The 21,489-nt window shown below is 67.9% G+C and carries 24 protein-coding genes and 3 tRNA genes; 25 read left to right on the top strand and 2 right to left on the bottom strand.

From position 1 onward, the window contains the following. Positions 1–79: 79 nt before the first annotated feature. From FG385_RS05180 to FG385_RS05210, 7 genes are all read left to right on the top strand, one after another. Positions 80–2,701, top strand: coding sequence for a putative bifunctional diguanylate cyclase/phosphodiesterase (locus FG385_RS05180; protein ID WP_139095425.1), 2,622 nt, complete (start codon positions 80–82; stop codon positions 2,699–2,701). A 72-nt stretch (positions 2,702–2,773) separates the two neighbouring features. After that, positions 2,774–2,846, top strand: a tRNA-Thr gene (locus FG385_RS05185). A 125-nt stretch (positions 2,847–2,971) separates the two neighbouring features. After that, a tRNA-Met gene (locus tag FG385_RS05190) sits at positions 2,972–3,044 on the top strand. A 34-nt stretch (positions 3,045–3,078) separates the two neighbouring features. Continuing rightward, positions 3,079–3,243 (top strand): 50S ribosomal protein L33, encoded by a 165-nt coding sequence (rpmG, locus tag FG385_RS05195; protein WP_091505072.1) that lies wholly within the window; start codon positions 3,079–3,081, stop codon positions 3,241–3,243. Positions 3,244–3,357: 114 nt separating this feature from the next. After that, positions 3,358–3,801 (top strand): MaoC family dehydratase N-terminal domain-containing protein, encoded by a 444-nt coding sequence (locus FG385_RS05200; RefSeq protein ID WP_139095426.1) that lies wholly within the window; start codon positions 3,358–3,360, stop codon positions 3,799–3,801. Beyond that, complete coding sequence (locus FG385_RS05205) at positions 3,801–4,202, top strand: MaoC family dehydratase (protein ID WP_139095578.1); 402 nt, start codon at positions 3,801–3,803, stop codon at positions 4,200–4,202. Before FG385_RS05200 ends, FG385_RS05205 begins: the two co-directional genes overlap by 1 nt. Before the next feature lie 27 nt (positions 4,203–4,229). Further along, on the top strand, positions 4,230–4,442 hold the full coding sequence (locus FG385_RS05210) for a type II toxin-antitoxin system PemK/MazF family toxin (RefSeq protein ID WP_139095427.1): 213 nt from the start codon (positions 4,230–4,232) through the stop codon (positions 4,440–4,442). 209 nt (positions 4,443–4,651) lie between these two features. Here the strand turns inward: FG385_RS05210 and FG385_RS05215 are convergent, their stop codons facing one another. Then, complete coding sequence (locus FG385_RS05215) at positions 4,652–5,875, bottom strand: pyridoxal phosphate-dependent aminotransferase (RefSeq protein ID WP_139095428.1); 1,224 nt, start codon at positions 5,873–5,875, stop codon at positions 4,652–4,654. Positions 5,876–6,055: 180 nt separating this feature from the next. Here FG385_RS05215 and FG385_RS05220 point away from each other — a divergent pair. From FG385_RS05220 to rplA, 5 genes are all read left to right on the top strand, one after another. Beyond that, positions 6,056–6,128: transfer RNA gene (locus FG385_RS05220), tRNA-Trp, on the top strand. Positions 6,129–6,165: 37 nt separating this feature from the next. Next, on the top strand, positions 6,166–6,588 hold the full coding sequence (secE, locus tag FG385_RS05225) for a preprotein translocase subunit SecE (protein ID WP_139095429.1): 423 nt from the start codon (positions 6,166–6,168) through the stop codon (positions 6,586–6,588). 61 nt (positions 6,589–6,649) lie between these two features. Further along, positions 6,650–7,426 (top strand): transcription termination/antitermination protein NusG, encoded by a 777-nt coding sequence (nusG, locus tag FG385_RS05230; protein WP_139095430.1) that lies wholly within the window; start codon positions 6,650–6,652, stop codon positions 7,424–7,426. Positions 7,427–7,502: 76 nt separating this feature from the next. Next, positions 7,503–7,934 carry a 50S ribosomal protein L11 gene (rplK, locus tag FG385_RS05235; RefSeq protein WP_139095431.1) on the top strand — a complete coding sequence of 144 codons (432 nt, stop codon included), beginning with the start codon at positions 7,503–7,505 and terminating at the stop codon, positions 7,932–7,934. Between the two features lie 73 nt (positions 7,935–8,007). Next, the gene (rplA, locus tag FG385_RS05240; RefSeq protein ID WP_139095432.1) at positions 8,008–8,727 is read left to right on the top strand and encodes a 50S ribosomal protein L1; all 720 of its coding nucleotides are present in this window, start codon (positions 8,008–8,010) and stop codon (positions 8,725–8,727) included. A gap of 49 nt (positions 8,728–8,776) precedes the next feature. Here the strand turns inward: rplA and FG385_RS05245 are convergent, their stop codons facing one another. Next, positions 8,777–9,586 (bottom strand): hypothetical protein, encoded by an 810-nt coding sequence (locus tag FG385_RS05245; RefSeq protein ID WP_235022394.1) that lies wholly within the window; start codon positions 9,584–9,586, stop codon positions 8,777–8,779. A 248-nt stretch (positions 9,587–9,834) separates the two neighbouring features. Between FG385_RS05245 and rplJ the strand changes: the two genes are divergently transcribed. From rplJ to FG385_RS05310, 13 genes are all read left to right on the top strand, one after another. After that, the gene (gene rplJ / locus FG385_RS05250; RefSeq protein WP_139095433.1) at positions 9,835–10,374 is read left to right on the top strand and encodes a 50S ribosomal protein L10; all 540 of its coding nucleotides are present in this window, start codon (positions 9,835–9,837) and stop codon (positions 10,372–10,374) included. A gap of 40 nt (positions 10,375–10,414) precedes the next feature. Continuing rightward, complete coding sequence (rplL, locus tag FG385_RS05255) at positions 10,415–10,807, top strand: 50S ribosomal protein L7/L12 (RefSeq protein WP_139095434.1); 393 nt, start codon at positions 10,415–10,417, stop codon at positions 10,805–10,807. A gap of 104 nt (positions 10,808–10,911) precedes the next feature. Continuing rightward, complete coding sequence (locus tag FG385_RS05260; RefSeq protein ID WP_139095435.1) at positions 10,912–11,136, top strand: hypothetical protein; 225 nt, start codon at positions 10,912–10,914, stop codon at positions 11,134–11,136. After that, on the top strand, positions 11,133–11,468 hold the full coding sequence (locus FG385_RS05265) for a type II toxin-antitoxin system PemK/MazF family toxin (RefSeq protein ID WP_139095436.1): 336 nt from the start codon (positions 11,133–11,135) through the stop codon (positions 11,466–11,468). Before FG385_RS05260 ends, FG385_RS05265 begins: the two co-directional genes overlap by 4 nt. A 176-nt stretch (positions 11,469–11,644) precedes the next feature. Then, complete coding sequence (locus tag FG385_RS05270) at positions 11,645–12,790, top strand: ABC transporter ATP-binding protein (protein ID WP_139095437.1); 1,146 nt, start codon at positions 11,645–11,647, stop codon at positions 12,788–12,790. Between the two features lie 94 nt (positions 12,791–12,884). Further along, positions 12,885–13,679: an MlaE family ABC transporter permease gene (locus FG385_RS05275; protein ID WP_200834305.1), complete on the top strand. Its 795-nt coding sequence runs from the start codon at positions 12,885–12,887 to the stop codon at positions 13,677–13,679. Positions 13,680–13,681: 2 nt separating this feature from the next. Further along, entirely contained in the window at positions 13,682–14,521 is an 840-nt protein-coding gene (locus FG385_RS05280; RefSeq protein ID WP_139095438.1) for an MlaE family ABC transporter permease, read from the top strand. Next, positions 14,518–15,852, top strand: coding sequence for an MCE family protein (locus FG385_RS05285; protein ID WP_139095439.1), 1,335 nt, complete (start codon positions 14,518–14,520; stop codon positions 15,850–15,852). The genes FG385_RS05280 and FG385_RS05285 overlap by 4 nt, the downstream gene beginning before the upstream one ends. Continuing rightward, on the top strand, positions 15,849–16,877 hold the full coding sequence (locus FG385_RS05290; protein ID WP_139095440.1) for an MCE family protein: 1,029 nt from the start codon (positions 15,849–15,851) through the stop codon (positions 16,875–16,877). Before FG385_RS05285 ends, FG385_RS05290 begins: the two co-directional genes overlap by 4 nt. After that, positions 16,874–17,860: an MCE family protein gene (locus tag FG385_RS05295; RefSeq protein WP_139095441.1), complete on the top strand. Its 987-nt coding sequence runs from the start codon at positions 16,874–16,876 to the stop codon at positions 17,858–17,860. The genes FG385_RS05290 and FG385_RS05295 overlap by 4 nt, the downstream gene beginning before the upstream one ends. Further along, entirely contained in the window at positions 17,857–19,035 is a 1,179-nt protein-coding gene (locus FG385_RS05300) for an MCE family protein (RefSeq protein WP_139095442.1), read from the top strand. Before FG385_RS05295 ends, FG385_RS05300 begins: the two co-directional genes overlap by 4 nt. Then, complete coding sequence (locus FG385_RS05305; RefSeq protein WP_139095443.1) at positions 19,032–20,210, top strand: MCE family protein; 1,179 nt, start codon at positions 19,032–19,034, stop codon at positions 20,208–20,210. Before FG385_RS05300 ends, FG385_RS05305 begins: the two co-directional genes overlap by 4 nt. Beyond that, positions 20,210–21,478 (top strand): MlaD family protein, encoded by a 1,269-nt coding sequence (locus FG385_RS05310; RefSeq protein WP_139095444.1) that lies wholly within the window; start codon positions 20,210–20,212, stop codon positions 21,476–21,478. Before FG385_RS05305 ends, FG385_RS05310 begins: the two co-directional genes overlap by 1 nt. Positions 21,479–21,489: the final 11 nt, after the last annotated feature.

Consider the following 21,489-nt stretch of genomic DNA (forward strand, 5'->3'; position numbering starts at 1 on the left):
CACCCTCGTTCGCGCGTCGATCACGTGCGGATGCCGGGACGCACGTGCACCGGGGGCCTGGGGCGGGGAAGGAGGTCGCATGCCGGGGACACGCGGCACGCCGGATGTTTCCGGCCCGGCGGTGGCCGATACCGGCGCCCGCCCGGCCTTCCGGGAGGCACGCGGCGACGAGCGGCGGTTCCGGATCTACACGCTGACCGTGCTCACCTCGGGCATCCTGGCCGCGATCGCGGTCTCCCTGGTGTGGCAGCCCTTCCACGGGCGGGCGGAGCTGTGGTGGATCGGCCCGGTGCTCGCCCTGTCGTTCCTGCTCGCCGAGCAGCTCGGCATCAACGTCGACGTCCGCAGCGGCATCTCGTGGACCATCTCGTTCACCGAGATCCCGCTCGTCATCGGGTTCTTCGTGGCGCCGTTCGAGGTCGTGCTGGTCGCGCACCTCGTCGCGGGGATCAGCACGCTCGTCGTCCGCCGGGTTTCCGGACGCGTGCTGTACAACGCGGGCGCGTTCCTGCTCGAGATCACCAGCGCGTTCGCGGTCGCCGGGCTCATCCAGCGCGCGATGGGCAGTACGGAGATGACCTGGCCTGCCGCGCTCGCCGGCACCCTGACCGCGCCGCTGGCCAGCACGCTGCTTGCGCTCGCCGCCGTGCGCGTGCTGCGGCGGCGGATGCGGATCGGCACCGCGCTGCGGCTGACCGGGCGCATCCTCGTCGTCGGGTTCGTCAACGCCTCGGTCGGGCTGAGCGGGTACCTCGTGATCGCCGGGTCGGCCGGTGCGTGGCCGCTCGTGGTCGCGGTCTTCCTCGGGCTTTCCGCGCTGTACTGGGCGTATTCGGACCTGTTGCGGGAACAGCGCGACATGGAAGCGCTTTCCGATGTGAGCCTGATGGTCGCCAGGTCGGGCCAGCAGGCGGCCGCGCGGCCCGCGAGCCGGATCGACGATCTGGCCGGCGGGGTCAACGCGAACGACTGGGCCACCATCGCCGAACGCATCAAGGACCAGCTGTCGGCCGCGCGCGTCGTGCTCCGGTTGCGGTTCGAACCGACCGCCGCGATGACTCCGGTCGTCGCCGGGGAGCCGTTGCCCGTCGAGACGCTGGGCGACGACGCCCTGGTCCGGCTGCCCGGCTCGCACGTCCGGCACTTCCGCATCACCGAGGCGAACACCGACGTCGCCTCCGCGCTTGCCGACCGCAGCGCACAAGAGGCGCTCGTGGTTCCGCTGCGCAGCGCCAACCAGTTGCTCGGTGTCGTGGAGGCGCACGACCGGCTTTCCCGGTGGCGCGGGTTCGGCAAGTACGACGTGCAGTTGCTCGGCACCATGGCCAGCCACCTCGCGACGGCGCTGGACAACCGGCGCCTGCTCGCGACCCTGCGCCACGACGCCTATCACGATCCGCTTACCGGCCTGCTCAACCGGCCGGGTTTCCGTCAGGTCGCGCGCGAACCCCTGCGGGACCGGCGGGACGGTGCCGTGCTCCGCGTGGACCTCGACGTGTTCTCGGCCGTCAGCGACGCCCTCGGCTACACCTGGGCGGACCGGATGGTGATCGCCGCCGGGCGGCGGATCCGGGACGCCCTCGGCCCGGACGTCCCGCTGGCCCGGCTGGAAGGCGCGTCCTTCGCCGCGCTGCTCGTCGGTTACCACAGCACCCAGATTCACGACGTCGCCGAGCGGCTGCGCGCGCAACTGTCCGCGCCGTACCCGGTGGACCGGCTCACCGTCGAGGCCAACGCCATGGTCGGCTACGCGACCCCGTCGGCCGACGAAGCCGAAGGCCTCGACATCGACTCGCTGCTCCAGCGCGCCGACGTCGCGGTGCGAGCCACGCGCGGCGGTGAAGAGGTCCGCGGCTACGTGCCGAGCATGGGCCAGATCTTCCTGCGGCGGTTCCAGCTGGTCACCCAGTTCCGGCAGGCGCTGGAAGAGGGTCAGCTGAGCGTGCACTACCAGCCGAAGATCTCCCTGCCGAGCAAGCAGGTGCTCGGCGTCGAGGCGCTCGTGCGGTGGGTGCATCCGGAGTTCGGCAAGCTCGATCCGGACGAGTTCGTGCCCGCGGTCGAAGCGGCCGGGCTGATCGGGGTGCTGACCGGGTTCGTGCTGGAGCAGTCCCTGATCCGGGTGCGCAAGTGGATGGACGAGGGGCTGCGGATCTCCGCCGCGGTCAACCTGTCCGTCCGGAACCTCGCGGACGAGGACTTCCCGGCGAAGGTCGTCGAGGCCCTGCGGCGGTTCGACGTGCCGCCGGAGCTGCTGACCTTCGAGCTGACCGAGTCCGGGGTGATGGCGGATCCGCAGAAGGCCCTGCCGATCCTGCAGGAACTGCACGCGCTGGGCATCGTGCTCGCGGTGGACGACTTCGGCACGGGATACTCGTCACTGGCCTACCTGCGGCGCCTGCCGGTCGACGAGGTGAAGATCGACAAGAGCTTCGTGCTGGGGATGGGGACCGACCTCGGTGATCTGGCCGTGGTCCGGTCCATCGTCGAGCTTGGCCACTCGCTGGGGCTCACGGTGGTCGCGGAAGGGGTCGAGGAGGACATCGCGCGCGACCAGCTCGAGGCGATGGGCTGTGACGTGGCGCAGGGCTACCTGATCTCGCGCCCACTCGCCGAGGACCGCCTGGAGGCCTGGTTGCAGGCACGAACGGCGAGGTCAGCCAGCCGCCAGCGGGAGACGATCCTGACCCTGCTGACTTAGCCGACCCCGGTTCCGGTCGTCGTCCACCGGCCGTGTAATCTTTTCGAGGCTTCAACGTGAAGGCGTTGACGCGCCCCTTTAGCTCAGTCGGCAGAGCGTCTCCATGGTAAGGAGAAGGTCTACGGTTCGATTCCGTAAAGGGGCTCGCGAGTGGGTGTAGTCTGTCCACGGAAAGCGTGGACCTGGCTCGCTTCGCAGTGTCCTCTGGGGGCCTGGCCCCCAGACCCCGCCAGGGGGCACGCCCCCTGGACCCCGCGGGTGGGCGCTTATGGCGGTGTAGCTCAGTTGGCAGAGCAAGCGGCTCATAATCGCTGTGTCGCCGGTTCAAGTCCGGCCACCGCTACCGGGATTCGAGTTCTGTAGAGAAAGGCGTAGCCGTGGCTGCCACCGACGTGCGACCGAAGATCACGCTGGCGTGCGAGGAGTGCAAGCACCGCAACTACATCACCAAGAAGAACCGGCGCAACGACCCGGATCGCCTGGAGATGAAGAAGTTCTGCCCGAACTGCGGTACCCACCGGGTGCACAAGGAAACTCGCTGAGCATTCTCGGACACACACCGCCCCGGCCAGAGGCCGGGGCGGTGTCATGTGCGCTCTTTACTGCGAAAGCGCCTGCCTGCGGGGCGATCGCATTCGCTGGGTAATGTGCTCGGCGTGGCACTTGACCAGTCGTTCATCGGGCGCAGCTACCCGCCGACCAGCACCTACGAAGTCGGGCGGGAGAAGATCCGCGAGTTCGCCGACGCCATCGGCGACGAGAACCCGATTTTTCGAGACGTCGAGGCGGCGCGCGCGGCCGGGTATCCGGACGTGATCGCGCCGCCGACGTTCCTCACGGTGATCAACCTGGCCGCCATCAACACGATTGTCGCGGATCCCGAGCTGGGCCTGGACTACTCGCGAATGGTGCACGGCGACCAGACCTTCACGCACGCGCGGCCGGCGCACGCCGGAGACAGGCTGCGGCTGACGACCTTCGTGGAGGACATCATGGCCAGGGCCGGGAACGACTTCCTGACCGTGCGCGCGGAGATCACCGACGCCGAGGGGGAGCTGGTGTGCACGACGAAGGCACAGCTCGTGGTGCGGGGGGCGTGATGGGCTACCAGGTGGGCGAGGAACTTCCGCCGCTGCAGGTGCAGGTGACGCGGGACCGATTGGTGCGGTACGCCGGTGCTGCGCTGGACTTCAACCCGATCCACTGGAACGAGCGCTTCGCGAAGCAAGTCGGCCTGCCGGACGTCATCGCGCACGGGATGCTGACCATGGCGCTGGGCGGGCGCCTGGTGACGGATTGGCTGGGCGACCCGGGAAAGCTGGTCGAGTACGGCTGCCGCTTCACTCGCCCGGTCGTCGTCCCCGACGACGACAAAGGTGCCACGGTGGAGTTCACCGGCAAGATCGGCCAGGTCCGCGAGGACGGCACCGCACGGGTGGACATCACAGCCAAGTTCGACGGGAAAACGGTGCTGGGGAAGGCGACCGCCGTCGTGCGCTGACGTGCATCCCAAACCCACCTTGCCCGGGTGACGGTAGCCCCGATCACGTCGACGGTCCGTGGCATCTCGACAGAGGTCGCGGTCGGACCAGCCAACGGCCTCGATCAGGACGGCGTGATCAGTTGCGACGACATCCAGACGATCCCGAAGGCCGACCTCGGACGGCACCTGGGTTTTCTGCTGTCAGGGCAAGAACGCGAACTCGCCGACGCGATCAGAACGGCCCTAGACCTGGACTGAGCACAGACTCGGCCGCAAGCCGTGAAGCAAACCCAGAGCTGACTACTCAACGCGACCACCCGCCCGGGGTTCCTGTCCCTGCGAAACCTCGGGCCATCCCGGAGCCTGCCCGCCGGCGAGGCATCCTTTGATCTTGCCCCCACCCACCCCGACCGCTAATGCGGCTTCGTATCGGGGTTAAGGGAGGGGCTGGGGTGGCCCGGCGTCGCTTACCTTGCTTCGGCCAGGAGTTTGCCGATGCGGCTCACGCCTTCGACCAGGTCCGCCTCCGCGAGGGCGTAGGAGAACCGGAAGTACCCCGGCGTCCCGAAGGCCTCGCCCGGCACCACGGCGACCTCGGCCTCGCGCAGGATCAGGTCTGCCAGTTCCAGCGAATCGGCAGGGCGTTCGCCGCGGATTTCCTTGCCCAGCACGCCCTTCACCGACGGGTACGCGTAGAACGCGCCCTTCGGCGTGGGGCATTCGAAGCCCGGGATCTCCGACAGCATCGACACAATCCTCTTGCGGCGCACGTCGAACGCGGCGCGCATCTCCTGCACGACATCGAGCGGCCCGGCGACCGCGGCCAGCGCGGCGCGCTGCGCGACGTTCGACACGTTGCCGCACAGGTGGGTCTGGTAGCTCGAGGCCGCCTTGATCACGTCCTGCGGCCCGAGGATCCAGCCGACCCGCCAGCCCGTCATCGAGTACGTCTTCGCGACCCCGTTGAGCACGAGCGTCTGGTCCGCCATCTCGGGCACCACGACGGGCAGCGAGTAGTTCTTCGCGTCGTCGTAGGTCAGGTGCTCGTAGATCTCGTCGGTGACGACCCAGATGCCGTGCTCGTAGGCCCACTTGCCGATCGCCTCGATCAGCTCGCGCGGGTACACCGCACCGGTCGGGTTCGACGGCGAGTTGAACAGCAGCACCTTCGTTCGCTCGGTGCGCGCGGCCTCCAGTTGGTCGACCGTCACCAGGTAACCCGTCGACTCGTCGGCGGTGACCTGCACCGGAACCCCGCCGCCGAGCTTGATCGACTCTGGGTACGTCGTCCAGTACGGCGCCAGCAGGAGCACCTCGTCGCCCGGGTCGAGCAGCGTGGCGAACGCGGAATAAACGGCCTGCTTGCCGCCGTTCGTCACGAGGAACTGGGAAGGCTTCACGTCGAACCCGGAGTCGCGCAGCGTCTTCGCGGCCAGCGCCTCACGGAATTCGGGGAGCCCGGCCGCGGGGGTGTACCCGTGGTTGGCCCTGTCGCGCACCGCGGCCGCGGCGGCCTCGACGACGTGGTCGGGCGTCGGGAAGTCAGGCTGTCCCGCGCCGAACCCGATCACCGGCCGGCCCTGGGCCTTGAGCTCCTTGACCTTCGCGTCCACCGCGAGGGTCGCCGACGGCGTGATGCCGGCGATGCGGGCCGAGATGCGCGGACGGGTGGCGGTTGCGGGAGAGGTCATGGCCTCCATGGTGGCACGCGTGGAATGTGATCAACCACGCAGGGCAGGTCCTCCCGAGGGCTCGGTTGCGGGTCCGTTCGAGGCTTGCCGTAGACTCCTGAACTTGGAACGCCCGGCGCTTGGCCCCGTACGGGATACGGGGCTGGTGAAAGGTGTCCTGCGAGCGGTGGTTCAGCTCGAAGGGGTGTAGCTCAAATGGCAGAGCAGCGGTCTCCAAAACCGCAGGTTGCAGGTTCAAGTCCTGTCACCCCTGCGTCGACATAAGTAGGCGGCAACGCGGAGGAGAAGTCGTGAGCGACAGCGACGCCGGCGGCGAGAAGGAACAGGAGCCCAAGCGGGTTTCTCGTCCGGTCACCGCCGCGGCTCGGCGCGAGCGCCGCGCCTCCGCTCGCCCGGCCGGGAAGGCCGCGGCGAAGGAGACCGACAAGACGCGGCCGGGCGCGTCGTCCGCGGACGGGGCGGCCAAGCCCGCCGAGAAGAAGGGAAGGGCGACCCCGAAACGGGATCGCAAGGAGAAGAAGCCTTCCCTGGTGGCGCGGTTCATGCGGTTCGTCCGCGAGGTGCTGGCCGAGCTGCGCAAGGTCATCTGGCCGACGCGCAACCAGATGGTCACCTACACCACCGTGGTGCTGGTCTTCGTGGCTTTCATGGTCGCGTTGGTTTACTTGCTGGACTGGGTGTTCCGCAAGGGCGTGTTCTGGCTGTTCGGCTGACGCGCGCCCTACGCGCCCGGCCGGCACCAGCACGGCAAGCGATCAAGTGAGAGGACGGAACGTGACCTCCGAGAACGGCGTGGCCGCCGGCGACGAGTTTGACGAGCCGGTGCAGCCCGCGAACGAGGCAGCCGGGGACACCGCCGAGGCGCAGGCCGACCTCGAACCCGCCGAAGAAGAGGCCGCCGTCGTCGTCGTCGACACCGAGCCCGAGGCCGACGAAGAGGACCCGGTGGCCAAGCTCCGCGCGGAGCTGAAGAGCCTGCCCGGCGAGTGGTACGTCGTGCACTCCTACGCCGGCTACGAGAACAAGGTGAAGAACAACCTCGAGACCCGGACCCAGACCCTGGACGTCGAGGACTACATCTTCCAGATCGAGGTGCCCACCGAGGAGGTCACCGAGATCAAGAACGGCCAGCGCAAGCAGGTGCAGCGCAAGGTGCTGCCCGGCTACATCCTGGTCCGGATGGATCTCAACGACGCCTCGTGGAGCGCGGTCCGCAACACCCCGGGTGTGACCGGGTTCGTCGGCGCCACCAACAAGCCTTCGCCGCTGACCATCGACGAGGTGCTGAAGTTCCTGGCGCCCAAGGTCGAGAAGCCCGCCCCGGCGAAGGCCAAGGGCGAGGCCGCCGCGGCCGAGACCGGTGCGTCCACCACGGTCGAGGTGGACTTCGAAGTCGGCGAGTCGGTCACCGTCATGGACGGCCCGTTCGCGACGTTGCCCGCGACGATCAGCGAGGTCAACGCCGACGGGCAGAAGCTGAAGGTCCTGGTGTCGATCTTCGGCCGGGAGACGCCGGTCGAGCTGTCGTTCAGCCAGGTCTCCAAGATCTGACGGTCCGTACACTGGATCGTCGGCCCCTGTGTGCAGGCAGGCGCGCGGGGGAGCCAGCAGTGGATAGGAACAGGTAATGCCACCCAAGAAGAAGAAGCTTGCAGCGATCATCAAGCTGCAGATTCAGGCGGGTGCCGCGAACCCGGCCCCGCCGGTCGGCCCCGCGCTGGGTCAGCACGGCGTCAACATCATGGAGTTCTGCAAGGCCTACAACGCCGCGACCGAGTCGCAGCGCGGCAACGTGGTGCCGGTCGAGATCTCCGTGTACGAAGACCGGTCGTTCGACTTCAAGCTCAAGACCCCGCCGGCCGCGAAGCTGCTGCTGAAGGCCGCCGGTGTGGAGAAGGGCTCCGGCGAGCCGCACAAGACCAAGGTCGCCAAGGTGACCTGGGACCAGGTGCGTGAGATCGCCGAGACCAAGAAGAGCGACCTCAACGCGCACGACATCGACCAAGCAGCCAAGATCATTGCCGGCACCGCCCGGTCGATGGGCATCACCGTCGAGTAACGACGGCTCAGTGGGAGGGCCCAGCGCTGGCCCGGCACCACGACTGATCCATTTCAAGGAGTAAGGACAGAGCATGGCTAAGCGCAGCAAGGCCTATCGTCAGGCCGCCGAGCTGATCGACCACGAGCGGCTGTACGCGCCGCTCGACGCGGCGAAGCTCGCGAAGGAGACTTCCAAGACGAAGATGGACGCCACGGTCGAGGTGGCCGTGCGCCTTGGCGTCGACCCCCGCAAGGCCGACCAGATGGTCCGCGGCACCGTGAACCTGCCGCACGGTACGGGTAAAACCGCCCGCGTGATCGTGTTCGCCGTCGGTGACAAGGCCGCCGAGGCCGAAGGCGCCGGCGCGGACGCGGTCGGCAGCGACGAGCTGATCGAGCGTATCCAGGGTGGCTGGCTCGACTTCGACGCCGCGATCGCGACGCCGGACCAGATGGCGAAGGTCGGGCGCATCGCCCGCATCCTCGGCCCGCGTGGCCTGATGCCGAACCCGAAGACCGGCACCGTGACCCCCGCGGTCGCGAAGGCCGTCGCCGACATCAAGGGCGGCAAGATCAACTTCCGGGTCGACAAGCAGGCCAACCTGCACCTGGTGATCGGCAAGGCCTCGTTCGAGCCGGAGAAGCTCGTCGAGAACTACGCCGCCGCGCTGGACGAGATCCTGCGGGCAAAGCCGTCCGCCGCGAAGGGCCGGTACCTGAAGAAGATCACCTTCTCCACCACCATGGGCCCGGGCATCCCGGTCGACCCGGCGCGCACCCGCAACCTCCTCACCGAGGACGCGAACGCCTGACGGCGACGAGAAGAGAGCCGGTTCCCCGCGTGGGAACCGGCTCTTTGCGTTACGAGGTAGGTGTCGGCGGCGTGCAGTTGCGCGGGCCGGGCGCGTGCCCGGTGATCAGCCATTGGTTGAGTGGCTGCTTCTCGACCGTGAAGACCCCCAGCGCGGGCCCGCCGGTGATGGAGAAGTCGCAGGAGTTGATCGTGATGGTGGTGGCGGTGGGATCGTACTGCTGCGGTGAGATCGACTCGGCGTAGTCGTTGACGTTGGTGACCTTGGTCTTCAGGTCCAGCACGGCCTGCTGGCAGTCGGCGGCGCCGACGTCGCGCGCGAACTTGTCCTGAGTCGGCGAGTCCAACTGTCCGCAGGCGAGGTCTGGCCTGCCTATCGCGATCTCTTGGTACACCTTCCGGACGGCCTCGTACGGCTGCGCCGAGAGGATCTTGTTCGCGTGGTAGGTCCCGCCGCCGGTCTCCGATGCGGGCTTGTTGTCATCCTGCGCCGGGAAGAAATGGTCGTACAGCAGCTTGCCCGCGATCCCCAGTACCGCCAGAAAGATCAACGCGGACAGGACCGAGGCGAGGATCCGCTTGGCGAACCGCGGCATCCGGATCGGCGGCCGCCGCGGCGGCTCGGGCGCCTGGACGAGTCCACCCTGCGGCGGGGGCGGCACGGGCGGCCCGCCGGGCTCCGTGTGCACCAGCTGGCCGTTCTGCTTCTGCGCCTCGGTGAACCTCAGGTAGTCCTGGAACTGCTGGAATTGCTGGAACTGGCGCAGCTGCTCGGGATCCAGCTGCGGCGGGGCAGGCTCCGCGGGGCGTGCGCGCTCCAGCTCGCCCCGGTCGTCGGACTCGTCTCGCTCTCCAGCCACCCGCCCATGATGGCAGGTGACACCCGGGTATACTCGACAGCGGTTCTACCGAAGACCGCTGGTCTTCCACACGTCGTGTGGAACGAAGGCCCCGCAGCAGCGGGCGGCCCGCGCAGGAGGAACGAGGCTCTGCCGTGGTGCATGTCTGCACCCTGGCTCGAACGCCCCGCGTCTGCTGCGCAGGGGCGTTTCGTCGTTTCGGGCTCCTTCACGGGCTGGCGGTCACCAGCCAAGAGAGGAGGCGAGGAATGGCGAAGCCCGACAAGGTGGCGGCCGTCGCCGAGATCGCGGACCGGTTCCGCAGCAGCTCGGCCACCGTGGTCACCGAGTACACCGGTCTTTCGGTTTCCCAGCTCAGCCAGCTGCGCCGCGCTCTCGGCACCAGTGCCAAGTACCGGGTCGCGAAGAACACCCTCGTCCAGCGTGCCGCCCAGGACGCCGGGATCGAGGGTCTCGAAGAGCTTTTCATCGGTCCGACCGCTATCGCCTTCGTCGAGGGCGAGCCGGTCGACGCCGCGAAGGCGCTTCGTGACTTCGCCAAGGACAACAGCGCGCTCGTGATCAAGGGCGGCTACATGGACGGCCGCCCGCTCACGGTGGCCGAGATCAACCAGATCGCCGATCTCGAAAGCCGCGAAGTCCTGCTCGCCAAGGCGGCGGGCGCGTTCAAGGCGAAGCTGTCCCAGGCCGCCGCGCTGTTCCAGGCGCCGGCGTCCCAGGTGGCCCGCCTAGCCGCCGCGCTGCAGGAGAAGCAGAGCGGCGAAAGCGAAGCACCGGCCGAGAGCTGACCGTTTCACACCCCGAACCTAGAAAGAAAGGAACGCCATCATGGCGAAGCTGAGCACTGAAGAACTGCTCGACGCGTTCAAGGAGCTGACCCTGCTCGAGCTCTCGGACTTCGTGAAGAAGTTCGAGGAGACCTTCGACGTCACCGCCGCCGCCCCGGCCGCCGTCGTGGCCGCCGCCCCGGGTGCCGCCGGTGCCGCCGCCCCGGTCGAGGAGGAGAAGGACGAGTTCGACGTCATCCTCGAGGGCGCCGGCGACAAGAAGATCCAGGTCATCAAGGTCGTCCGCGAGGTCGTCTCGGGCCTGGGCCTGAAGGAGGCCAAGGAGCTCGTCGAGGGCGCCCCGAAGCCGCTGCTGGAGAAGGTCGACAAGGACGCCGCCAACGCGGCCAAGGAGAAGCTCGAGGCTGCCGGCGCGAAGGTCAGCGTCAAGTAGTCTCCGGGCGATCCCGAACTGCCGGGCGGGCATCCCGTGAGGGGTGCCCGCCCTGTTTTCTGCGCGGAGTTGCCGCACGCGCATCCAGGGTGCATACTACAGGTATGCAGACGAGTATGCGGGTGGCGCAGGAGAACCGGAACCGGCTTGCCCGGATCGCCGAATCCGAACTCGGCGGCGCCACGCTCGACGACGCGCTGAGCGTGCTGCTGTTCGAGCACGAGTCGCGCCGAGCCCTCGCGCGGCTGGCCGCCGATCCGGAGATGGCCGACGACTACCTGCGAGAGAGCAGCGGACTGGCCGAGGTGGATACCGAGGTCGCTGAGTGACCCGGACGGTCTGGCCGTGGCAGGTGTGGTGGGTCGACTTCGACCCGCAGGTCGGCCGCGAGCAGGCGGGTCAACGGCCCGCGGTGGTCGTGGGTTCGGCGTTCGCCTGCGAGTTGCCGAACGATCTCGTCCTCGTGGTGCCCTGCACGACGAAGGACCGGGGTTTGCCCTTCCAGCCTCGGCTCGATTCGCTGGGACAGTCGAGTTTCGCGATGTGTGATCAGCTCAAGTCGATCAGCCGCCGGCGTCTGGTGAGGCAACACAGCGCGCGCCTTGACAAGGCGGAGATCGAAGCGATCAGGTTCGTGCTGAGGCGGCTGATCGAAGTCTAGGCCGACCGCGCTGTGAAGTCCCCGCACCTTTTTTCCTCACCTGGTTGCTGGATTGCCAAACTCGTGAGTAACCTGCACCGCGCCGTGCTCGTTGGGAAACGTGACGCGGACGCGCTCACCGTGCGCAACCTGTCTAGGGTGTGTGAGCCGTCACCGTAGGAGCTCCGGGAGGTGCGATGGGTGCCGAGGTGGTCATCGAAGGTCTGACGAAGTCCTTCGGCAGACAGACCATCTGGCGGGACGTGACACTCACCCTCCCTCCTGGTGAGGTGTCGGTGATGCTGGGCCCTTCGGGCACCGGCAAGTCCGTCTTCCTCAAGTCGATGATCGGCCTGCTCAAGCCCGACCGGGGCAAATGCCTCATCAACGGCGTGGACATCGTCCGCTGCAGTGAGCACAAGCTGTACGAGACGCGGAAGCTGTTCGGGGTGCTGTTCCAGGACGGCGCGCTGTTCGGGTCGATGAACCTCTACGACAACGTGGCGTTCCCGCTGCGGGAGCACACGAAGAAGTCCGAGACCGAGATCCGCCGGATCGTGCTGGAGAAGCTCGAGATGACCGGTCTGGCCGGGGCGGAGAAGAAGCTGCCCGGCGAGATCTCCGGCGGTATGCGCAAGCGTGCCGGCCTGGCGCGGGCGCTGGTGCTGGACCCGGAGATCATCCTGGTCGACGAGCCGGACTCCGGCCTGGACCCGGTGCGCACGACCTATATCTCGCAACTGTTCCTCGACGTGAACGCGCAGATCGACGCGACGTTCCTGATCGTCACGCACAATATCAACCTGGCCCGCACGGTGCCGGACAACCTCGGCATGCTCTTCCGCAAGGAACTGGTCATGTTCGGCCCGCGCGAGGTGCTGCTGACCAGCGAGGAACCGGTGGTCAAGCAGTTCCTCAACGGCCGCATGGACGGGCCGATCGGCATGTCCGAGGAGAAGGACTCCGCGACGATCGCCGCCGAGCGGGCGATGTTCGAGGCCGGGCACCACGTCGGAGGCGTCGAGGAGGTCGTGGGCATCCCCGCGCAGATGCAGCCCGCGCCGGGGCTGCCGGCTCGCCAGGGCGCGGTGCGCCGCAAGGACCGGGTCATGGAGATCCTGCGCCAGCTGCCGCCGGCCGCACAGGAAGGGATCATCGAGTCCCTGTCCGCGGAAGAGCAGCGGCACTACGGTGTGTATCCGCGTCATACGACGCCGGACTGGGAGCAGACCATCGAGACGCATCCCGTGCCCAGCCACCACCAGGGCCAGCTGCCCCCTGACGATGTCGCGCGGCTCCCGAGAACCGGCCGCCGCCCTGAACAGGGGCCGGGACCGCGATGACTAGGACGACTGGTGCCGTGAGGGGGTCCCTCACGGCCGAAAAGGGCATGAGGGACCCCCTCACGGCACCCGGCAGCAGGGTGAGGGGCACGGCATGACCTCCACGGCCTCTCCAGCCAAGATCCCGGGCGCCGGGATGCTGCGGGAGACCGGGAAGCTGTTCGCTCTCGGGCTGGACATCATCCGCGGGTTCTTCCAGCGGCCGTTCCAGGTTCGCGAGTTCATCCAGCAGTCCTGGTTCATCGCGAGTGTCACGATCCTGCCGACCGCGCTGGTGGCGATCCCGTTCGGCGCGGTCATCTCACTGCAGTTCGGTTCGCTCGCCCGCCAGCTCGGCGCGCAGTCCTACACCGGTGCCGGCAGCGTGCTGGCCACGGTGCAGCAGGCGAGCCCGCTGGTGACCGCCCTGCTGGTCGCCGGCGCCGGGGGCAGCGCGATCTGCGCCGATATCGGCGCCCGCACGATCCGCGAGGAGATCGACGCGATGGAGGTGCTCGGCGTCTCCGCGGTGCAGCGGCTGATCGTGCCGCGCGTGCTCGCGTCGATGCTGGTCGCGCTCCTGCTCAACGGCATGGTCAGCGTGATCGGCGTGCTCGGCGGCTACTTCTTCAACGTGGTGCTGCAGGGCGGGACACCCGGCGCGTACCTGGCGAGCTTCTCGGCGCTGGCGCAGCTGCCGGACCTGTGGGTCGGTGAGCTCAAGGCGCTGATCTTCGGGTTCATCGCCGCCGTGGTGGCCGCCTACCGCGGGCTGCACCCGGCCGGGGGGCCGAAGGGCGTCGGCGACGCGGTGAACCAGTCCGTCGTCATCACGTTCCTGATGCTGTTTGTCGTGAACTTCGTGATCACCTTGATCTACCTCCAGATCGTGCCCGGAAAGTTGAGCTGATCATGGCGACGTTCGGCCAGACCGCGAAACGCATCGCGAACCGGCCCCTCGAGGTCCTCGACAACTTCGGCGACCAGATGTCCTTCTACGCCAGGGCGCTGGCGTGGACACCGAGGACGATTCGCCGCTACACCAAGGAAGTCCTGCGGCTGCTCGCCGAGGTGAGCTTCGGCTCGGGCTCGCTCGCGGTGATCGGCGGCACGGTCGGCGTGATGGTCGGGCTCACCCTGTTCACCGGTGTGCTGGTGGGCCTGCAGGGTTACTCGGCGCTCAACTCGATCGGCACCTCGGCGTTCACCGGGTTCCTGACCGCGTTCTTCAACACGCGCGAGATCGCGCCGCTGGTCGCGGGCCTGGCGCTGTCGGCGACGGTCGGCGCCGGCTTCACCGCGCAACTGGGCGCGATGCGGATCTCGGAGGAGATCGACGCGCTCGAGGTGATGGCCGTGCCGAGCCTGCCGTACCTGGTCACGACGCGGATCATCGCCGGGTTCGTGGCGGTCATCCCGCTCTACATCATCGGCCTGCTGTCGTCCTACCTGGCATCGAGGCTCGTGGTCGTCTATATCTACGGCCAGTCGGCCGGGACCTATGACCACTATTTCGACCTGTTCCTGCCACCGCAGGACGTCTTCTATTCGTTCGTGAAAGTGCTGATCTTCAGTGTCGTGATCATCCTGACGCACTGCTACTTCGGTTACCGCGCCTCCGGCGGCCCCGCCGGTGTGGGCGTGGCGGTCGGCCGCGCGGTGCGCCTGTCCATCGTGACCGTGGCGATCATCAACTTCTTCATCGGCTTCGCCATCTGGGGCACCACGACGACGGTGAGGATCGCGGGATGACGACCTTGCGCCGCAGGTTGCTGGGCCTGCTCCTGATCGCCGTGATGGTCGGCGGGGTGACGCTTTCCATCGCCCTGTACAACAAGGCGTTCTCGAAGTTCGTCTACGTGAAGCTCGACGCGAGCGACATCGGCAACCAGTTGCAGGACCAGTCGGACGTGAAGGTGCGCGGGCTGATCGTCGGCTCGGTGAAGTCGATCGCCGCGACCGAGAACGGCGCCGAGTTGACCCTCGCGCTCGACCCGGCGTCGGCGAAGATGATCCCGTCGAACGTCACCGCCCAGTTCCTGCCGAAGACGCTGTTCGGTGAGCGCTACGTGTCGCTGGCGATCCCGCAGAACCCGTCGAGCACGACGCTGGGCAACGGCGACGTGATCCCCGAGGACCGGTCGCAGGCCGCGATGCAGCTGTCGAAGGCGCTCGACGACCTGATGCCCGTGCTGCAGGCCGTGCAGCCGCAGAAGCTCTCCGCGACGCTGACCGCGATCTCCACCGCGCTGCAGGGCCGGGGCAACGAACTCGGCCAGACCCTGTCGGATCTGGGGCACTATCTGGACGGGCTGAACCCGCACCTGCCCGAACTGCAGCACAACCTGCAGGCACTGGCGAAGTTCTCCGACAACTTCTCCGGTGCCGCGCCGGATCTGGTGCAGGCGCTGGACAACTTCTCGACCACGAGCAGGACCATCGTGGCGGAGCAGCAGAACCTGCAGACCCTCTACGGCCAGGTGACCGGGGCTTCGCAGACGCTGGACTCCTTCCTGCGCGCCAACGCGAGCAACCTGATCAGCCTCAGCGCGAGCGCCAGGCCGACCGCGGAGCTGCTCGCGAAGTACGCGCCGGAGTATCCGTGCTTCCTTGGCGGGATGTCGCAGCTGGTGGGCCGGCTGGACCAGGCATACGGCAAGGGCACCAACCAGCCGGGCCTGCACGCGACACTGGAGGTCGTCGTCAGCCGCGGCAAGTACGTGGCCGGCCGGGACGAACCGAAGTTCGAGGACAAGCGCGGTCCCCGCTGCTACGACATCAAGAACGCCCCGAACCCGTTCCCGCAGTACCCGCCGGACGGTCCGGTCAAGGACGGCAGCAAACCGGGCCCGCCGCCGAAGACGGCCAGTGACGGGCTCGTCCCCGGCTACAACACGGCGAACGCCGGCGGCTACAACGGCGGCGGCACGACTGCGGGCAACCCGGCCAACACCCCGGCCGAGCAGCAGTTCCTGGACGCGCTGGTCGGCCCGCAGGTGGGGCTGACCGCGGACGAGATGCCAGGCTGGAGCGGGCTGCTGGTCGGCCCGCTGTACCGCGGAGCGGAGGTGACCGTCAAGTGAGGGGTGTCGCCGCACCGCTGACCAAACTGGTCATCTTCATCGTGGTGACCGTGCTGTTCACCGCGATACTCGGGATCAGCATCGCCAACATCGACACCAGTTCGACCAGGGGCTACAGCGCGCGGTTCACCGACGCGACGCTGGTGCTCCCCGGTGACGACGTGCGCATCGCGGGCGTGAAGATCGGTCAGGTCACCGACGTCAAGATCGTCGACCGGCGCCAGGCGCAGATCGACTTCGAGGTCGACTCGAACCGCACCCTGCCCGCGGACGTCACCGCGACGATCAAGTACCGGAACCTGGTGGGGCAGCGGTACCTCTCGCTCGCGCAGGGCACGGGTGGCGATCAGGGCGCGCTCAAACCGGGTTCGACGATCCCGCTGGACCACACCACCCCGGCGCTCGATCTCGACGAACTGTTCAACGGGTTCAAACCGCTGTTCGCGGCGCTCAACCCGGACGACGTGAACAAGCTGTCCTACGAGATCATCCAGGTGATGCAGGGCGAGGGCGGCACGATCGACAGCCTGCTCGCCCACACCGCCACGCTGACCAGCACGATCGCGCAGAAGGACCAGGTGATCGGCGAGGTCATCGACAACCTGAACAACGTGCTCGACACGGTCAACGCGCACACCCCGCAACTGGACACGCTGATCACGAACCTCCAGCAACTGGTGTCCGGGCTCGCGCAGGACCGCAAACCCATCGGCGACGCCATCGACGCGCTCGGCGGCCTCGCGAACACCACGGCCGGCCTGCTCGACAAGGCGCGTGACCCGTTGAAGAACGACATCGCGGCGCTCGGCGTGCTCAGCGACAACCTCAACGACAACCAGTCGCTCGTCGAGCACTTCATCCAGTACCTGCCGCAGAAGGTGACCGAATTGACGAGCACGGCGGACTACGGGTCCTGGTTCAACTTCTTCCTGTGTTCGACCAACGGCAAGGTGGCGCTGCCGCCGTTGGTCCCGTCGATCAACGTCCCGCTGCAGCCGTCGACCCAGCCCCGGTGCACGTCATGAAGAGCTTCCAGTCGCGCAATCCCGTGCCCATCGCGATCGTCGGCCTCGTGCTGATGGTGCTGGGCCTCGTCGTCGCGCTGAACGCCGACAACCTGCCGATCATCGGCGCCGGGACCACCTACAGCGCGGACTTCACCGAAGCGGCCGGGCTCAAACCGGACGACGAGGTCCGCATCGCCGGGGTCAAGGTCGGCAAGGTGACCGACGTCGCGCTGGACGGCGCGCAGGTCAAGGTGTCGTTCAAGGTCAAGGACGCGTGGCTGGGCGACAAGACCAGCGCGGCGATCAAGATCAAGACCCTGCTGGGCCAGAAGTACCTCGCGCTGGACCCGCAGGGGAACGCGACGCTCGACCCGAGCGACACGATCCCCAAGGAGCGCACGCTCTCGCCCTACGACGTGCTCGACGCGTTCCGGGACCTTTCGTCCACAGTGGACCAGATCAACACGCAGCAGCTCGCGAGCAGCTTCGACACGTTGTCGCAGACGCTGGCCGGCACGCCCACCGAGGTCAAGGGCGCGTTGTCGGGGCTGCAGCAGCTGTCGGACACGATCGCCAAGCGCGACACCCAGCTGTCCCAGCTGCTGGCCAACACCAAGCAGATCAGCCAGACGCTGGCCGACCGCGACCAGGAGCTGACCCAGATCCTGACCGACGGCAACAAGGTGCTCGACGAGATCACCCAGCGGGAACAGGCGATCTCGACGCTGCTGACCGGTTCGCAGGAGCTGTCGACGCAGCTGCGGGGGCTGATCAACGACAACGACACGCAGCTGACCCCGGTACTGAACTCGCTGGACCAGCTGACCTCGATGCTGCAGCGCAACCAGAACGCGCTCGCGCAGGGCATCGCGAAGTTCGCGCCCTACATACGGGTGTTCACCAACACCGTCGGCAACGGGCACTGGTTCGACAACTACATCTGCGGGCTGCTGCTGCCTTCGGTCGGCCCCTTGAACCAGGAGGGGTGTAACCCGAAATGACGGACACCCGCTTCGGACAGTCCCTCGCCCGCGGGGTCGCGGTCGCCTGCGTGCTGGGGCTCATCGTCGCCGGTGCGCTGTGGTGGACCCTGTCCGGTGCCAACAAGAAGCACCTCACCGCGTACTTCCCGAGCGCGATCGGGCTCTACGTCGGGAACAGCGTCCGCGTGCTCGGGGTCGAGATGGGCACCGTGACCGGCGTGCAGCCGATGGGCAACCAGGTGCGGGTCGACATGGAGTACGACCGCACGGTCCGGATCCCGGCCGACGCGCAGGCCGCGATCGTCGCACCCTCGCTGGTCAGCGACCGGTACGTGCAGCTCGCCCCGGCCTACACCGGCGGCAAGGTCATCGCGGACGATGCCGCGATCCCGCTGAACCGGACCGCGGTGCCGATCGAGGTCGACGACCTGTACGCGAGCCTGGACAAGATCAGCCAGTCGCTCGGGCCCAACGGGGTCAACAAGAACGGGTCCCTGTCGGATCTGCTGACCACGCTCTCGAAGAACTTCGACGGCAACGGCCAGTCGCTGCACGACACCATCACCAAGCTCAGCCAGCTGTCGACGACCTTGTCGGGCAACAAGAACGACCTGTTCGCCACCATCCAGAACCTCGCGCAGTTCTCGCAGACGCTCGCGGACAGCGACAGCCAGGTGCGCCAGTTCGAGTCGCAGCTCGCCGATGTCAGCGGCTACCTGGCGGGGGAGAAGGACAATCTCGCCGCGACCGTGCAGCAGCTCGGCACGACGCTCGCGATGGTGCAGAACTTCATCGACAGCCACCACGACAAGCTGCGGTCCAATGTGGACAACCTGGCGAGCGTGACGAAGGTGCTCGTTGACCAGCGCAGCGCGCTCGCCCAGATCCTCGACATCGCGCCGGTCGGCCTCGGCAACGTGGCCAACGCCTACAACGGGTCGTCGGGCACACTCGACGCGCGGCCGAACCTCAACGAGCTGACCCAGCCGCCGATCGTGATGATCTGCGGTCTGCTCAAGGAGCAGAACCAGCTTGCCGCGGTCGGCCATCTGTGCGACTCGGTCGCCCCGATCCTCGACGGCACGCTGAAGCTGCCTTCGCTGGCGCAGACCGTGTACGCGCTCCAACACGGTCAGCTGCCGCCGTTGCCGCTGCCGTTTGTCGACCTCTACGGAACGGGGGGTTCGCAGTGAAGCGCATCGCCCTCGTCGCTGTCGGCACCGTGGCCGCGCTGACGCTCACCGGCTGCGGGTTCGGCAGCATCTACAACCTCCCGCTGCCGGGCGGCGCCGACGTCGGTGACCACCCGTACACCGTCCGGGCCCAGTTCTCCGACGTGCTCGACCTCGTGCCGAAGTCCGGGGTCAAGGTCAACGAGGTCCCGGTCGGCCGCGTCGAGTCGATCGGCCTCACCCCGGACGGCTGGCACGCCGAAGTGACGATGGAGATCAACGGCGACGTGAAGCTGCCGGCGAACGCGCTCGCGAACATCCGGCAGTCGAGCCTGCTGGGTGAGAAGTACGTCGAACTGGAGTCACCGGGGCCCGACCTCGCGCAGGGCACGCTCACGAACAACGCCGAGATCCCGCTCGCGCGCACCAACCGCAGCGTGGACGTCGAGGAGGTGCTCGGCGCCCTGTCGATGCTGCTCAACGGCGGCGGGGTCGAGCAGATCAACACGATCACCAAGGAGCTCAACTCCGCGACCTCCGGCCGCGAGCCCGATATCCGGAACCTGCTGGACAACGCGAACCAGCTGGTGTCCACATTGGACAAACAGTCGAGTGACATCACCAGGGCGCTCGACGGGCTGAACCGGCTCTCGTCCACCCTGGCCACGCAGAAGGACAAGCTCGCCGGCGCGATCGACAACCTCGGCCCCGGTCTCGGCGTGCTCGAACAGCAGCGCACGCAGCTGGTCACCATGCTGCAGGCCCTGCAGCGCCTTTCGGGGGTCACCGTCGACACGATCAACAAGAGCCAGGCGGACGTGGTCGCGGACCTGCGGGCGCTGCTGCCGACACTGCAGAAGCTCGGCCAGGCGGGCTCGGACCTGCCGAAGTCGCTCGAGTTGCTGTTCACCTACCCCTTCACGGACTCGGCCCTCGCCGGTGCGAAGGGCGACTACTTCAACCTGTACGCGAACATCGACCTGAACCTGCAGACGGTCTTGGAGAACCTGGGCCGCAGCCGTGACAACCCGTTGCAGGGGATCCTGCCGAGCAGCCTGGCCGGCGGCACGCAGGGCGGGTCCTCGTCCACGCCGCCGTTGCCACTGGACGCCGGCTCACCCAAGAGCACCACGAGTGGTCAGCAGTCCCAGGGCGGGCTTTCGGGCCTGTTCGGCCTGCTGGGGGGAGGTTCCTGATGCTGGTACGCAGGACGAGGCTCCAGCTCATCGCCTTCGGAGTGATCTCGGTCGTCGCGATCGTCTACGCGCTCATCCGGTTCGCCGGGCTCGGGCAGGTGTTCGGGCAGCACGGCTACACCGTCAAGCTCGAGCTCGAGCAGTCCGGCGGCATCTTCACCGGCGCCGAGGTGACCTACCGGGGCTTCAACATCGGCCGCGTCGGCCCGCTGCGGCTGACCGCGACCGGTCTCGAAGCGGATCTCGACATCGACCCGAGCGCGCCCAAGGTGCCGGCCGATCTGCAGGCGGTGGTCGCCGACCGGTCGGCGGTCGGGGAGCAGTTCGTCGACCTGCGCCCGGCGCACGACGCGGGGCCGTACCTCAAGGACGGTTCGGTGATCCCGGCAGGCAAGGCCCAGACGCCGATCGCGACCCAGCAGGTCATCGGTGATCTCGACGGGCTGGCCCGCTCGGTCCCGACGGACGCGCTGCGCACGGTCGTCGACGAGTCCTACAACGCCTTCAACGGCACCGGGACCGACCTCCAGGTGCTGCTGGACACCCTGCGCGACTTCACCAAGTCCGCACAGGAGAACCTGCCGCAGACGGTGCAGCTGCTCAACGCCGGTGGCCAGGTGCTCGACACGCAGAACCACGAAGCGCGGAACATGGCCGAGTTCAGCCGGAACCTGAACGAGCTGTCCGCGACGCTGAAGAGCTCCGACCCCGACCTGCGCAGGCTGATCCAGGCCGCCCCGGGCGCGGCACAGTCGATCAACCAGCTGATCACCGACACCGGGCCGGGGCTGGCCGAGCTGTTCGCGAACCTGCTCACCACGTCGAACCTGCTGCTGACCCGGCAGGACGGGATCGAGCAGGTGCTGGTGACCTACCCGGAGCTGGCGGCCGGTGCGTTCAGCGTGGTGCCCGGCGACGGCACGGCGCATCTCGGGCTCGTGCTGAACACCTTCGACCCGCCGCCGTGCATCAAGGGCTACCCGGACCCGGGCTACTACCGCACCGGCGCGGACACGGCGCCGCGCTCGCCGAACTGGAACGCCTACTGTGCCGAACCGACGGGCAGCCCGATCGACGTCCGGGGTTCGCAGAACGCGCCGTACAACGGGGTGCCGACGGTGCCGAGTCAGCAGCAGGTGAACCAGAACGCGGACCGTCCGCAGCAGCAGCTGGCCGAGCAGGCCGGGCAGTCCGGCCCGCCCGGGGTCGCCGGTTCGCCCGGGGTGTCCATCAACAGCCTCGCCGGCCTGCTGGGCCTGCCCGGCTGACCGGGACGCCA

The organism is Amycolatopsis alkalitolerans, assembly GCF_006152065.1.
Classification (GTDB): Bacteria; Actinomycetota; Actinomycetes; order Mycobacteriales; family Pseudonocardiaceae; genus Amycolatopsis_E; species Amycolatopsis_E alkalitolerans.

What these genes read in the sequence shown, in the direction of transcription:
- FG385_RS05180 (WP_139095425.1), top strand. Translation starts at nt 80, where the DNA reads ATGCCGGGGACACGCGGCACGCCGGATGTTTCCGGCCCGGCGGTGGCC.
- FG385_RS05205 (WP_139095578.1), top strand. Translation starts at nt 3,801, where the DNA reads ATGGGCTACCAGGTGGGCGAGGAACTTCCGCCGCTGCAGGTGCAGGTG.
- FG385_RS05215 (WP_139095428.1), bottom strand. Translation starts at nt 5,875, where the DNA reads ATGACCTCTCCCGCAACCGCCACCCGTCCGCGCATCTCGGCCCGCATC.
- rplK (WP_139095431.1), top strand. Translation starts at nt 7,503, where the DNA reads ATGCCACCCAAGAAGAAGAAGCTTGCAGCGATCATCAAGCTGCAGATT.
- rplA (WP_139095432.1), top strand. Translation starts at nt 8,008, where the DNA reads ATGGCTAAGCGCAGCAAGGCCTATCGTCAGGCCGCCGAGCTGATCGAC.
- rplJ (WP_139095433.1), top strand. Translation starts at nt 9,835, where the DNA reads ATGGCGAAGCCCGACAAGGTGGCGGCCGTCGCCGAGATCGCGGACCGG.
- rplL (WP_139095434.1), top strand. Translation starts at nt 10,415, where the DNA reads ATGGCGAAGCTGAGCACTGAAGAACTGCTCGACGCGTTCAAGGAGCTG.
- FG385_RS05260 (WP_139095435.1), top strand. Translation starts at nt 10,912, where the DNA reads ATGCAGACGAGTATGCGGGTGGCGCAGGAGAACCGGAACCGGCTTGCC.
- FG385_RS05270 (WP_139095437.1), top strand. Translation starts at nt 11,645, where the DNA reads ATGGGTGCCGAGGTGGTCATCGAAGGTCTGACGAAGTCCTTCGGCAGA.
- FG385_RS05275 (WP_200834305.1), top strand. Translation starts at nt 12,885, where the DNA reads ATGACCTCCACGGCCTCTCCAGCCAAGATCCCGGGCGCCGGGATGCTG.
- FG385_RS05280 (WP_139095438.1), top strand. Translation starts at nt 13,682, where the DNA reads ATGGCGACGTTCGGCCAGACCGCGAAACGCATCGCGAACCGGCCCCTC.
- FG385_RS05285 (WP_139095439.1), top strand. Translation starts at nt 14,518, where the DNA reads ATGACGACCTTGCGCCGCAGGTTGCTGGGCCTGCTCCTGATCGCCGTG.
- FG385_RS05295 (WP_139095441.1), top strand. Translation starts at nt 16,874, where the DNA reads ATGAAGAGCTTCCAGTCGCGCAATCCCGTGCCCATCGCGATCGTCGGC.
- FG385_RS05300 (WP_139095442.1), top strand. Translation starts at nt 17,857, where the DNA reads ATGACGGACACCCGCTTCGGACAGTCCCTCGCCCGCGGGGTCGCGGTC.
- FG385_RS05310 (WP_139095444.1), top strand. Translation starts at nt 20,210, where the DNA reads ATGCTGGTACGCAGGACGAGGCTCCAGCTCATCGCCTTCGGAGTGATC.